The 12,924-nt window shown below is 46.6% G+C and carries 12 protein-coding genes; all 12 read left to right on the top strand.

What is annotated here, in order from left to right:
- Positions 1-234 precede the first annotated feature (234 nt).
- Positions 235-801, top strand: coding sequence for a GNAT family N-acetyltransferase (locus MUB35_RS27640; RefSeq protein WP_118743275.1), 567 nt, complete (start codon positions 235-237; stop codon positions 799-801).
- Positions 802-1,253: 452 nt separating this feature from the next.
- Positions 1,254-1,952: a response regulator transcription factor gene (locus MUB35_RS27645; protein WP_033143683.1), complete on the top strand. Its 699-nt coding sequence runs from the start codon at positions 1,254-1,256 to the stop codon at positions 1,950-1,952.
- The gene (locus MUB35_RS27650) at positions 1,927-4,197 is read left to right on the top strand and encodes a sensor histidine kinase (protein WP_244807202.1); all 2,271 of its coding nucleotides are present in this window, start codon (positions 1,927-1,929) and stop codon (positions 4,195-4,197) included. The genes MUB35_RS27645 and MUB35_RS27650 overlap by 26 nt, the downstream gene beginning before the upstream one ends.
- A gap of 579 nt (positions 4,198-4,776) precedes the next feature.
- Positions 4,777-5,724 carry an L-lactate dehydrogenase gene (locus tag MUB35_RS27655; RefSeq protein WP_033143682.1) on the top strand — a complete coding sequence of 316 codons (948 nt, stop codon included), beginning with the start codon at positions 4,777-4,779 and terminating at the stop codon, positions 5,722-5,724.
- A gap of 25 nt (positions 5,725-5,749) precedes the next feature.
- Positions 5,750-6,550 carry a CoB--CoM heterodisulfide reductase iron-sulfur subunit B family protein gene (locus MUB35_RS27660; RefSeq protein ID WP_244807203.1) on the top strand — a complete coding sequence of 267 codons (801 nt, stop codon included), beginning with the start codon at positions 5,750-5,752 and terminating at the stop codon, positions 6,548-6,550.
- Positions 6,547-6,936 (top strand): 4Fe-4S dicluster domain-containing protein, encoded by a 390-nt coding sequence (locus tag MUB35_RS27665; RefSeq protein ID WP_033143680.1) that lies wholly within the window; start codon positions 6,547-6,549, stop codon positions 6,934-6,936. The genes MUB35_RS27660 and MUB35_RS27665 overlap by 4 nt, the downstream gene beginning before the upstream one ends.
- A 6-nt stretch (positions 6,937-6,942) precedes the next feature.
- Positions 6,943-8,931 (top strand): CoB--CoM heterodisulfide reductase iron-sulfur subunit A family protein, encoded by a 1,989-nt coding sequence (locus tag MUB35_RS27670; protein ID WP_018595173.1) that lies wholly within the window; start codon positions 6,943-6,945, stop codon positions 8,929-8,931.
- The gene (locus tag MUB35_RS27675; protein WP_033143679.1) at positions 8,922-9,365 is read left to right on the top strand and encodes a hydrogenase iron-sulfur subunit; all 444 of its coding nucleotides are present in this window, start codon (positions 8,922-8,924) and stop codon (positions 9,363-9,365) included. Before MUB35_RS27670 ends, MUB35_RS27675 begins: the two co-directional genes overlap by 10 nt.
- Positions 9,353-10,327 (top strand): 4Fe-4S dicluster domain-containing protein, encoded by a 975-nt coding sequence (locus MUB35_RS27680; RefSeq protein ID WP_103731168.1) that lies wholly within the window; start codon positions 9,353-9,355, stop codon positions 10,325-10,327. The genes MUB35_RS27675 and MUB35_RS27680 overlap by 13 nt, the downstream gene beginning before the upstream one ends.
- Positions 10,328-10,330: 3 nt before the next feature.
- The gene (locus tag MUB35_RS27685; RefSeq protein WP_244807204.1) at positions 10,331-11,371 is read left to right on the top strand and encodes a 4Fe-4S dicluster domain-containing protein; all 1,041 of its coding nucleotides are present in this window, start codon (positions 10,331-10,333) and stop codon (positions 11,369-11,371) included.
- The gene (locus MUB35_RS27690; RefSeq protein ID WP_033143676.1) at positions 11,371-12,225 is read left to right on the top strand and encodes an FAD/NAD(P)-binding protein; all 855 of its coding nucleotides are present in this window, start codon (positions 11,371-11,373) and stop codon (positions 12,223-12,225) included. The genes MUB35_RS27685 and MUB35_RS27690 overlap by 1 nt, the downstream gene beginning before the upstream one ends.
- A 20-nt stretch (positions 12,226-12,245) precedes the next feature.
- Entirely contained in the window at positions 12,246-12,920 is a 675-nt protein-coding gene (locus MUB35_RS27695; RefSeq protein WP_103731167.1) for a 2Fe-2S iron-sulfur cluster-binding protein, read from the top strand.
- The last annotated feature ends 4 nt before the right edge of the window (positions 12,921-12,924 follow it).

Consider the following 12,924-nt stretch of genomic DNA (forward strand, 5'->3'; position numbering starts at 1 on the left):
GTGAAAATTATACTTATGAACACTTTTTGAACACCTAGACCGTGATGAAGTCCTCAAAGCCCCTTTCTATCAGTATTTGAGATTGGTTAAAACGGTTCGATTCCGGTCTGCGGCAGTAAGTAAAGGTAGGAGAAACGTTGGTTTTCAGCGTTTCTCTTATTTTTTTAGGAGGATTTTGTTTTACTAAGGTTAGTATCAGGTCGATAGATTCGGAATTTTTCCAGGAGGAATAGTATGGTGGATGTATATAAGAATTGTCCCGAATATGAGAACGAGAGTTATATATTGAGAATGGTAAGTAAAGAGGACAAAAAAGATCTATTAAAGGTATACTCTGATGATAAGGCAGTACCATTTTTTAATAGTGATAATTGTGGTGGGGACGACTTTCATTATACAACGGAAAATAGAATGGAACAGGCAATAGAATATTGGCTTTGGGAGTATAACAGACAGGGATTTGTTCGGTGGGCTATTGTATCAAAAACAACGGATGAAGCAATCGGAACAATTGAATTATTCCACAGAGATGCTGCCGATTATTTTACAAATTGCGGATTACTTAGATTAGATATTCGAAGTGACTATGAAATTTCAAGTGAGATTATAGAGATATTAAGATTGATAATTGAACCTGCATATACCTTGTTTGGTTGTGATAAAATTGCTACAAAAGCTACGATAGCAGCGACAGAACGTATTGCGGCATTGAAAGATTTAGGATTTAAACGCTCAGAAGAAAAATTAATAGGACATAATGGAACAGAATATGATTCGTATTTTGTATTATGCCGGGATTAGTAAAACTACAAACTCAGATTGCGGGCGAAAAACGTGTATTATTCACAGCATTATTTTATCAGTATTTATAATATTTAAAGTAGAGGAAAATAATCTTTTAGGCGGGACTGACAGTACGGGATTCGTGAGGGCAGTTTATGCAGTATTGTTATTTACGGAAGAGATAATGTGCCGGAGCATGTGGCCATCAGTCTGGGTAATAGAAAAGATGTGCATGCAGGCAATAGCAGGGGTGTAAAATGGGCAGAGGAGCCAGTTCGGTTCGCCTTGTATAATTGCCGATTATGCTTTATACTTATAAGAATATGGATGTATGAGACAGTAGGAGAAGTACCGCGGGTGCTTCTCCTATTTTAGAAAGGACAGCATTGTAAGAAATCTGTAAGGAATCTGTCAGTTGTTTTGTAAGACAGAGGGGGTATTATAAATACAAGCTTTAAGGAGGAGGAGACATGAGCGAATGTATTCTTGTGGCAGATGATGACAGAGAGATCGTAAAGGCCATAGCTATTTTACTGGAGAGGGAGGGCTACAAAGTTCTGCGGGCCTATGATGGATTGGAGGCGCTGGATCTTCTGGCGCAGAACCAGGTTCAGCTTATATTGATGGATGTCATGATGCCGCGTATGGACGGCCTGTCCGCCATTATGAAGATCAGGGAGAGAAAAAATATACCGATTATCGTACTGAGTGCCAAAAGTGAGGACACAGACAAGGTGCTGGGGCTCTCCATGGGAGCGGATGATTATGTGACAAAGCCTTACAATTCACAGGAACTGCTTGCCAGGGTAAAAAGCCATCTCAGACGTTATACCAGATTGGGAGATATCCATGCAGCCAGCGCCTCAAAGGAGTTTAAAAGCGGCCGCCTCTGTTATCATGCTGAGGAGCGGGTACTGTATGCGGATGGGGAGTCCATTCGGCTCACTGCCACGGAGACAAAGATTGTGGATCTGTTTATGCGGAACCTGGGACGTGTATTTTCCGCAGAGGAAATTTACTGCCGTGTCTGGGAAGAAGAGGCATTTGCTCCGGAGAACACGGTTATGGTGCATATCCGGCGCATTCGTGAAAAAATCGAACTGAATCCAAAGGAGCCAGAATACTTAAAGGTGGTGTGGGGAATTGGATATAAAATCGAAAAAATGTAAAGTGATAACAGCCTGGGCAGCGTTTTTCCTGAGTATTTGTCTGCTTGTGGAGAGTGGCTTGACCGGCCTGAATTTTCTGACAGGGAGCGGCCCCCGGGGGGTGAGCGTTAAGGATGCGCTTGCCGCGGATTTTGAAGAGACTGAGGAGTTTCGCAGCTTTGTGTCAGACTATCTGGATACGTTTCTTGCCATGGCGACCGGAGGCCCGGTGGACTGGTACAGCAGATATGGAGATGCAGCTTTGGATGATTCTTATGACATCTCCTGGGGAAGCGGCATTGCGGAGAGTGCGGCGACTACTGTAATCGAGGAAAGTGCAGAATCGGCTTGGGATGGGGATTACACCTCAGAGGACTGGGAGTATAAAACTTCCGCAAAACAAGTGCATGAGACGATTAAAAACGATAAAAACCTGGTCTATGATATCCGGTATAACGGAAAGTCTGTATATACCAACGATGAGAATGGAATTTTGAAAGAGGGAGAAAAGAGTCTGCCTTCAGATTACAATTTTTATATGGTCTTTGCAGAGGGTAAGGCGTCTGTATTCAAAGATAAGAAAGCTGTAGATGTATATGGGGATGGGGTATACCGTGATGACAGCCAGTGGCGTATTCCCGGCTATAAGAATTTTACCGTGGATGAAAAAACAAAAAAGGCAGAAGTTCGCATGGCAGTGATAAAATCTCCGGTAAATTATGTGCAGGGTAATTATTCCGGCAGTTCGGGCAGTTATTATGGGACAAGCAGCCTGTATGATATAGTCCGAAATATGGAACATGCAAAGCGCAGCTACATTGCCAAAATCGTGGAGTTTATTGCCGGACTCGTGCTTCTGGGCGTTTACCTGGCACTGAGAAAGTATAAAAAGGACGGAGACAGATTCCTTGCGGTTTATACGGGAAAAATCTGGCTGGAATGTAAGGTCGCTCTGGCAGTTCTTGTGATTGTGGGAGGAATTGCAGGACTTAACAACTACATGGGTGTCTTTTACGGATGGGGGTACTATGAGTATGCATCAGAGATATTGTATCCGATGATGTATTCTTTATTGGCAAATCCCATGCTGCTGCTGATATGTTTCTGGATTTTATATCTCCTGATCAATGATTACAGATATAACAGAAAGAAACCCAGAAAGATACTGGTCAGGGATATACAGAAATTATTTCAGATAAGGGATATGGAGTATCCTTTTCAAAAAAAAATGATCCGTAAATTTTCACCGGTGATGATATCCGGAATCGTACTGTCAGTGATTGCGGCTTTGGCCTGCTTTGTGTCATCTTATTATTTGTATGATAATGGCGGAAGCCTTGCAATGGTGCTGCTGCTTGTGGCACTGGCGGTGATCGCACTGCTGGCGGGTATGATGAGACAATATGCATCTGACAACCGGATACTCGCCAAAGAGATGGGTGATCTGATCCGTCAGATAAAAAAAGTCCATGACGGAAATATGACGGATAAGCTGAAAGTGCCGGAGGATTCGGACCTGTATGACGCTGTCCAGCAGCTAAATGATATCCAATACGGTATGGATACGGCTCTGTCGGAGCGAATGAAAAGTGAGCGTATGAAGGTGGAGCTGGTATCAAATGTTTCTCATGACATCAAAACGCCTCTGACCTCCATTATCAGTTATGTGGAACTTATGAAGCAGGAGGAGAACCTGCCGGAGGATGTCAAGGATTATATCCGCATTCTGGATATAAAGTCCCAGCGTCTGAAATCCATGGTGCAGGATGTTTTTGAGATCAGCAAAGCGGCCTCCAAGCAGCTCCCCGTAAATCTAGAGGATTTGGATCTGGGCAAGCTTCTCCGCCAGACACTGGCTGATATGGAGGAACAGATAGAAGAAAGCTCTGTGACGGTTAAAGCACAGATTCCGGCAGAGGCAGTGGTGATCCATGCGGATGGCAGCCGTCTCTACAGAGTTTTCCAGAACCTTCTGCAGAACGCCCTGAAGTATTCCTTGGATGGTTCACGCGTTTTCATAACACTGAAAACAGACAATAAAACAGCAAGGGCCACGGTAAAAAATATTTCCCAGGAGGAGATCCCGTCGGATATTGATTTTACCGAGCGGTTTGTACGCGGAGATGAGAGCCGTACCGACGGCGGAAGCGGACTGGGCCTTTCTATTGCCAGGAGTTTTACAGAGGCGTGCGGAGGTGTGTTCGGGATTGAAGTGGATGCGGATCTGTTTGTGGTGACAGTGGAATTTCCGATAAAAGATATTTAAACTAACATGTTTGATAGATAAAAAGACTGCCCCTGCGGTGCCGGAATGACGGAGCTGGCAGGGGCAGTCTTTTTTTGAATACAGCGTGCTTTTGTAAGCACACCTTAAAAATGTGTGATAAATTCAGAAAAAACCATTTTTTGTTTTTTGTATACATACATGAATCTGCCCCAATATTCCAGGAAAATAATCGAAAAAATAATCGACAAAAAAAGTCCAAAAATAAATTGCACGCATAAAAATACAAGTAATTTAAGCATTTTTAATTTTTTGAATGCACGCACAAAAAACAAGATGGCCGAAAGTGCACTTTTCTACATTAACGTAGTAGATGAGGCAAAAAAGTACAAAAAATCGTTAAAAAGTTGTTGTTAATTTCTTATCAATATGATATCCTTAATTCGTAGCGCGAAATCAGATTCTTCTCAAAAGGCCCTGAAACCAGGGGGGATGAGTAAATATGTTTTAACAGAAAAACATACTCAGAGAGATAGAATTTGTGATTTCACATTTTTTTGAATATTAATTGTTAAAAAAAAGACAATAAGGACCACCCAAGGGAAGGGGAAAGGAGCAAGCATGAGTAGTAAAATTACTGTCATCGGAGCCGGAAGCGTTGGCTCAACAATTGCTTACACATTATCTAACGGGGATATCGCATCAGAAATCGTATTGATTGATATCAACAAAGAAAAGGTTGCCGGAGAAGTTATGGATATCGCACAGGGTACCTGTTTCCGCGATCCGATCAATATCGTTGCCGGAGAGTACGAGGATGCAAAGGATTCCGATATTGTAATCATCACATCAGGAATCGCCCGCAAACCGGGTCAGACAAGAATTGAGCTGACACAGACAAATGTGAATATTTTAAAGAGCATTACACCGGAAATTGTAAAGGCTGCGCCAAACGCGCTTTACATCATTGTAAGCAATCCTGTTGATATTATGACTTATGTATTTACAAAGATCTCAGGACTGCCGGAGAATCAGATCATCGGTTCCGGAACGATTCTGGATACGGCGCGCCTCCGCTGCGGACTGTCTGAACACTTTAAAGTTGCTCAGAAGAACATCCACGCTTATGTATTCGGTGAGCACGGCGATACTTCCTTCATCCCCTGGACTGGAGCATATATATCAGGTGTCAGCCTGGATGAGTATTATGAACTGGCAAAGAACCTGGGCAAAGACGTGGAAGAGCTTGATAAGGACGAGATGCTGACCTATGTGCAGAAATCCGGCGGCAAGGTGATTGCGAACAAAGGCGCTACTTTCTATGCGGTATCAGCGGCAGTATGTAAGCTGTGCGGAATCCTGCTGGCATCCTCCGATTCCATCGCAACGGTTTCATCCATGATGCACGGGGAATACGGCATTGAGGATGTCTGCGTCAGCACACTGACTCTGGTTGGACCGAACGGTATTCAGGGCAAAGTGCCGATGAGAATGAACAAAGAAGAGATTGCAAAACTTCAGGCAAGTGCCAATGCACTGAAAGAAGTTATCAAACAGATAGAACTGTAAAACAGGATTTTTAACAGGAGGAACTATGAAGTACAGTTATTATCCGGGGTGTACCCTGAAAACAAAAGCAGTGGAGCTGGATGCTTATGCCAGAGCTTCTGCAAGGGCACTGGGATTTGAACTGGAAGAAATTGAAAACTGGCAGTGCTGCGGCGGAGTTTATCCGCTGGGCACTGACGAGATCGCCACAAAACTTTCTTCCGTCCGTGCTCTCAATGAGGCCAAAGAAAAAGGCCAGGATCTGGTAACACTCTGTTCTGCCTGTCATCATGTGATAAAACGTGTCAATGATGATATGAAGAACGCAGACGATATTCGCACCAGAGCAAATAATTATATGCAGTTAGAAGAACCCTATGCAGGTGAGACGACAGTGCTCCATTTTCTGGAGGTACTCCGTGACCGCATAGGTTTCGACACGTTAAAGGAGAAAGTGACAGCTCCGCTTACCGGCAAAAAGATAGGCGCTTACTACGGATGCCTGCTTCTTCGCCCAAGCGGGCTTCTGGAATTCGACGATCCGGAGAATCCGTCCATCATCGAGGACTTCATCCGGGCCATCGGTGCAGAGCCGGTGATCTATCCGTACAGAAACGAGTGCTGCGGCGGCTACATATCCCTGAAGGAAAAAGGGATGTCAAAAACCATGTGTGATAAGATCATGGACAGCGCATCCGGATTTGGAGCTGACATGCTGATCACAGCCTGTCCATTATGCCTGTATAACCTGAATAAGAGCACTTGCGGCAGCAGACTTCCGGTATACTATTTTACAGAACTTCTGGCAGAAGCTCTCGGCGTGAAAGAGGAGGTAGCAAAAGCATGAATACTCCAAAAAAACAGGCTGAAATGATTAAGGAAATCAGCGGTGTCAATCCGCTGAAATGTATGAAATGCGGCAAATGTTCTGCGTCCTGTCCATCCTACAATGAAATGGACATCAAACCCCATCAGTTTGTATCTTATGTGCAGAATGAAGATATCGAGTCTTTGGTGAACTCAAAATCTCTCTGGAAATGCCTTTCCTGCTTTGCATGCGTGGAGCGCTGCCCAAGGGATGTAAAACCGGGCAAACTCATTGATGCGGCAAGACAGCTTGTGGTCCGCGAGAAGGGCGGGGATTACCTGATGGCTGATGAAATCCCCGAGCTTTTGGACCCGGAACTTCCGCAGCAGCTTTTAGTCAGTGCATTCAGAAGATACAGGAGGTGAGGTTAAGTGCAGAGAATAGGTGTATTCGTCTGTCATTGCGGCAGCAACATCGCTGCTACGGTAGATGTAAAAAAAGTAGTGGAAATGGCTAAAATGGAGCCGGGAGTTGTCCATGCGGAAGATTATCAGTATATGTGTTCCGAAGCCGGACAGTCCAAGATTGCAGAGGCTATCAAAAATGAAAAACTGACAGGACTTGTGGTATGTTCCTGTTCACCGCGTATGCACGAGACCACTTTCCGCAAGGCAGCGGAGAGAGCCGGATTAAACCCATACATGGTGGAAGTCGCCAATATTCGTGAACATTGTTCCTGGATTCACAAGGATATGGAGGAGGCTACCAAGAAGGCAGTCATCCTTGCAAGAGCGGCAATCGCGAAAGTGAATTTGAACGCGTCCTTGAAGCCGGGCGAGAGCCTTGTCACAAAACGTGCCCTGGTGATCGGCGGCGGTATTGCAGGTATCCAGACCGCACTTGACATTGCAGAGGCGGGTTACGAAGTGGATATTGTGGAGAAGACACCCAGTATCGGCGGAAGAATGTCACAGCTTGACAAGACCTTCCCTACACTGGACTGTTCTGCCTGTATCCTGACACCTAAGATGGTGGAGGCATCCGCTCATGAGAAGATCAACATCTATACATACAGCGAGGTGGAAAAGGTTTCCGGCTTTGTAGGTGATTTTACAGTGGATATCCGCAAGAAAGCAAGAAGTGTGGATATGGACAAATGTACAGGCTGCGGCGTATGCCAGGAGAAATGCCCGTCCAAGAAGAATTCCAATGAGTTCAACAGGGGCCTGAATACAAGAAGCGCCATCTACACACCGTTTGCCCAGGCAATCCCCAATGTTCCTGTCATTGACAGAGAGAACTGTATTAAGTTCAAGACAGGAAAATGCGGTGTCTGCGCCAAGGTATGCCAGGCAGGTGCCATTGATTATGAGCAGAAGGACGAGATCCTTACAGAGAAGTACGGTGCCATTGTAGTTGCCACCGGTTTTGACACCATCAAGCTGGATAATTACGATGAGTATGCGTACAACCAGAGCAAGGATGTGATCACATCCCTGGAGCTGGAGCGTATCATGAACGCAGCAGGACCTACCAAAGGCCATCTGGAACGCATGTCCGATGGGAAGGCGCCGAAGAATATGGTGTTTATCCAGTGTGTGGGAAGCCGCTGCGCGGACAAGAGAGGAAAGAGCTACTGCTCCAAGATATGCTGTATGTACACAGCAAAACACGCCATGCTGATCCGCGATAAATATCCGGATGTGAACGTGACTGTATTTTACATTGATGTCCGTACCCCGGGCAAAAACTTTGATGAGTTCTACAGAAGAGCCGTGGAGGAATACGGTGTGAACTACATCAAAGGCCAGGTGGGTAAAGTCGCTCCCCAGCCAAACGGACAGTTATTAGTACAGGGCGTTGACCTCATTGATAACAAGCAGATCCTCATGGAGGCAGATATGGTGGTTCTGGCTACAGCCATTGAACCGGATCCTTCTGTAAGGAAGATTGCCACCATGCTCACAGCCAGCATAGATACCAACAACTTCCTGACCGAGGCACATCCCAAGCTTCGTCCCGTGGAATCCCCAACGGCAGGTATCTTCCTGTCAGGCGTATGCCAGGGACCCAAGGACATACCTGAGACTGTTTCCCAGGCAGGAGCAGCGGCAGTGAAAGCCATCGGGCTTCTTGCAAAAGACAAGCTGATGACAAACCCATGTACAGCCAAATCCGACGAACTTCTCTGCAACGGATGTTCCACCTGTGCAAATGTGTGCCCGTACGGTGCCATCACTTACGAGGACAAAGAGGTGAATGACCACGGAATCCGTGAGACACGCCGTATCGCAGTTGTGAACAATGCGCTTTGCCAGGGATGCGGAGCCTGTACCGTTGCCTGCCCGTCAGGAGCCATGGACTTACAGGGATTCTCGAACAGACAGATCATAGCGGAGGTGGATGCAATATGTCGATAGAAACAAAGGAAGAATTCAGACCTAAAATTGTGGCATTCTGCTGTAACTGGTGCAGTTATGCAGGTGCGGATCTGGCCGGAAGCAGCCGCCTTTCCTATCCTGCAGATGTGAAGATCATCCGTGTGCCATGTTCCTGCCGTGTAAATCCCATGTTCATCCTGAGAGCATTTGAGAAAGGTGCGGACGGCGTGATCCTCTGCGGATGCCATCCGGGAGACTGCCACTACAGCACAGGAAACTACTATGCCAGAAGGCGTATGACACTTTTATTCTCCATGCTGGATTATATCGGCGTGGAAAACGGACGTACCCGTGTGGAATGGGTGTCAGCCGCAGAGGGTGTCAAATTCTCCACTACCATGAATGAGTTTGTGGAAAAAGTCCGCTCTCTGGGCAAAAACGTAAGATTGGAGGATTTGAGATGCAGGAATTGATTAACCGTGCAAAAGAGCTGTTAGCGGACGGTACCGTAGCCCGTGTTCTCGGCTGGAAAGCGGGAGACCTGCCTTACAATCCGGAACCGGCATATTTTGAAAAGGAAGAGGACTTTGAGAATTTCGTATACAACGGATTCTGCGGAGCCAATTTAAGCAAATATATGATTGAAGCCTCCAAACTGGAGGGAAAGACCCTGGTATGCCTGAAACCGTGTGATACCTACAGCTTTAACCAGCTCATCAAGGAGCACAGGGTGGACAGGGAAAAAGCCTATATTATCGGTGTGGGCTGCAAAGGCAAGCTGGATATTGAAAAGATCAAAGGTATGGGGATTAAGGGAATCGAGAGTATTTCCGGCGCCGAGATCACAGATGGGGCAGATACCCTGACCATACAGACCCTCTACGGAGAGAAGACATGTTCCTATGCAGATGCCATGCTGGAGAGATGCCATGTATGCAAAGGCAAAGAGCATAAGATATACGATGAGCTGATCGGAGAATCAAAAGAGACAAAAGACGCAGAGCGTTTTGACAGTGTGGCTGCCATTGAGGCCATGAGCCCGGAGGAGAAATTTGCGTTTTTCCAGAAGGAGTTAAGCAAATGTATCCGCTGCAATGCCTGCAGAAACGTATGTCCTGCATGCAGCTGCAGAAAATGTGTATTTGACAGCAACAAGTTTGACAGTTCCCAGAAAGCTAATGTGGACTCCTTTGAAGAGAAGATGTTCCACATCATCCGTGCTTTCCATGTGGCAGGACGCTGTACAGACTGCGGAGAGTGCAGCCGTGTATGTCCCCAGGGAATACCCCTTCATCTGTTCAACCGGAAATTCATCAAGGACATCAATGAGTTCTACGGAGAATATCAGGCCGGTGAAGACACAGATTCCAGAGGACCGCTGACAGACTTTACCTTTGATGACGTAGAGCCAGGCATTGTGGCAGAAAGGGGATAATGTATGTATAAGATAGCAAAAGAAAATCTGGCGGCATTATTCCAGTTGATCGCCGGCTCCCGGGAATTATACCTTCCTGTAAAAGTGAGCGGACAGGTGAACTTCAGAGCATGGAGCGAGGACGCGGAGGTGGATCTTGATACACTGAAGACGGTGAAATCTCCAAAAGACGCGTTCTTCCCCCAGAGTGAGGATCTGTATACCTGCAGAAAGGACGGAAAAAAGCTGACAGTTGAACCGGAAGCACTGAAAGAGCAGGATTTTGTGGTATTTGGAATGAAGGCCTGCGATGTGAAAGGTGTGGAGGTTTTAGATAAAGTATTTTTAGCTGACCCGGTAGACTCTTTCTATGCGGCAAGGCGTGAGCACGGTACTATTGTGGCTATGGCATGCCATGAGCCGGAAGAGACCTGCTTCTGTAAAGTGTTTGGCGCAGACTGTGCAGAGCCGGTGGCAGATGTGGCTGTGTGGATGACAGGCGAGGAGCTTTACTGGAAATCCCTCACAGAAAAGGGAGATGCCCTTACGAAATCTGCAGAAAGCCTTCTTGCTGAGGCAGACGCTGAGGACGAGAAGAAAGTGGAGGAAGAGAAAGCATCCATCCGCGGAATCGTTGAGAAGCTGCCTTACTCCAATCTTTCCCTGGAAGGATGGAACGGGGAGGCATTAAACGAAAAATTCAATTCTGAACTCTGGGAAGAACTGTACAAGCCATGTCTGGCGTGCGGAACCTGTACCTTTGTATGTCCAACCTGCCAGTGCTATGACATCAAGGACTACGACACAGGCCACGGAATCAAGAGATACCGCTGCTGGGATTCCTGCATGTTCTCGGATTTCACCATGATGGCACACGGGAACAACCGTACGAGCCAGATGCAGCGTTTCCGTCAGAGATTTATGCATAAACTGGTATATTTCCCGGCAAACAACGACGGGATGTATTCCTGTGTAGGCTGCGGCAGATGTGTGGAAAAATGCCCGGCTTCCTTAAATATCGTAAAGGTTATCAAATCCTTTCAGAACCAGGGAGGTGACAAATAATGAGTGAATGTACCTGTCATAAGAATTATACACTGGATACGCTGATCCCCCAGGTGGGAGTCATCACGGATATCCGCCAGGAGACACCGGATGTGAAGACCTTCCGCGTAAACGCGCCGGAGGGCGGAAAGCTTTTTGAACATATGCCCGGACAGTGTGCCATGGTGTGTGCACCGGGCATCAGTGAAGGTATGTTTTCCATTACTTCCTCACCGACTAACAAAGAATTCCAGGAATTCAGCATCAAGAAATGCGGTGTCCTCACCGATTATCTCCACAGCCTTGAGGTGGGTGACGAGATCACCGTGAGAGGGCCATACGGAAATCATTTCCCGGTAGAGACTGAGTTAAAAGGCAAAAACCTGCTGTTTATCGCAGGCGGTATCGGCCTTGCGCCTCTGCGCTCCGTGATCAACTATGTGCTGGACAACAGAGAGAACTACGGCACTGTGGACATCCTTTACGGTTCCCGATCCGCAGACGATCTGGTCCAGTTAAAAGAGATCCAGGAAGTCTGGATGAAGACAGAGGGCGTGAATGTATATTTGACCATCGACCGGGAGCAGGAAGGCTGGGACGGCCATGTGGGATTCGTACCAAACTACCTGAAAGAAGTGGGCTTTACCACAGACAAGACAGCCCTTGTCTGCGGCCCGCCGATCATGATCAAGTTCGTGCTGGCAGCTCTGCAGGAGATGGGATTCTCCAAAGAGCAGGTGTACACAACTCTGGAGCTGCGCATGAAATGCGGCGTAGGCAAATGCGGACGCTGCAACATCGGTTCCAAGTACGTGTGCAAAGACGGACCGGTATTCCGCTGTGATGAGATTGATGAATTACCGAATGAGTATTAAGGAAAGGATTGGTACCTATAATGGAAAAAATGGTAAATGTATATTTCTTTGGTAAGAAATACAGCGTGCCTGCAGATCTGACGATCATGACAGCCATGGAATATGCCGGTTACACCCTGAAAAGAGGATGCGGCTGCCGTCACGGCTTTTGCGGGGCATGTGCTACAATATACAGAATCAAGGGAAAGAACGAGTTAAAGACCTGTCTTGCCTGTCAGACACAGGTGGAGGAAGGCATGTATGTGGCAAGCATCCCCTTCTTCCCCACAGATAAGAGAACTTATGATATAGAGGAGATCAAACCGACTCAGCAGATCATGATGGAACTCTATCCGGAGATCTACAGCTGTATCGGATGTAATGCTTGTACAAAAGCCTGTACACAGGATCTGAACGTTATGCAGTACATTGCTTACGCACAGAGAGGGGAATTTGAGAAATGCGCAGAGGAGTCCTTTGACTGTGTAAGCTGCGGCTGCTGTTCCGTAAGATGCCCGGCCGGCATTTCTCATCCTATGGTTGGTCTTCTTGCAAGGCGCCTCACAGGAAAATATATCGCGCCTGAGACAAAACATCTGAAAAACCGCGTGGAGGAGATCCACAAGGGTGCTTATGATGAACTGATCGAGCAGGTTATGCAGAAACCCATTACGGAAATGCAGGAACTTTACAACACAAGAGAGATTGAGAAATAAGGAG

The organism is Blautia sp. NSJ-175 (assembly GCF_022867815.1).
GTDB classification, from domain to species: domain Bacteria; phylum Bacillota; class Clostridia; order Lachnospirales; family Lachnospiraceae; genus Blautia; species Blautia celeris.

Excerpts from the sequence above, each read along its gene's own strand:
- MUB35_RS27640 (WP_118743275.1), top strand. The coding sequence starts at position 235 with ATGGTGGATGTATATAAGAATTGTCCCGAATATGAGAACGAGAGTTAT.
- MUB35_RS27645 (WP_033143683.1), top strand. The coding sequence starts at position 1,254 with ATGAGCGAATGTATTCTTGTGGCAGATGATGACAGAGAGATCGTAAAG.
- MUB35_RS27655 (WP_033143682.1), top strand. The coding sequence starts at position 4,777 with ATGAGTAGTAAAATTACTGTCATCGGAGCCGGAAGCGTTGGCTCAACA.
- MUB35_RS27660 (WP_244807203.1), top strand. The coding sequence starts at position 5,750 with ATGAAGTACAGTTATTATCCGGGGTGTACCCTGAAAACAAAAGCAGTG.
- MUB35_RS27665 (WP_033143680.1), top strand. The coding sequence starts at position 6,547 with ATGAATACTCCAAAAAAACAGGCTGAAATGATTAAGGAAATCAGCGGT.
- MUB35_RS27675 (WP_033143679.1), top strand. The coding sequence starts at position 8,922 with ATGTCGATAGAAACAAAGGAAGAATTCAGACCTAAAATTGTGGCATTC.
- MUB35_RS27680 (WP_103731168.1), top strand. The coding sequence starts at position 9,353 with ATGCAGGAATTGATTAACCGTGCAAAAGAGCTGTTAGCGGACGGTACC.
- MUB35_RS27685 (WP_244807204.1), top strand. The coding sequence starts at position 10,331 with ATGTATAAGATAGCAAAAGAAAATCTGGCGGCATTATTCCAGTTGATC.
- MUB35_RS27690 (WP_033143676.1), top strand. The coding sequence starts at position 11,371 with ATGAGTGAATGTACCTGTCATAAGAATTATACACTGGATACGCTGATC.
- MUB35_RS27695 (WP_103731167.1), top strand. The coding sequence starts at position 12,246 with ATGGAAAAAATGGTAAATGTATATTTCTTTGGTAAGAAATACAGCGTG.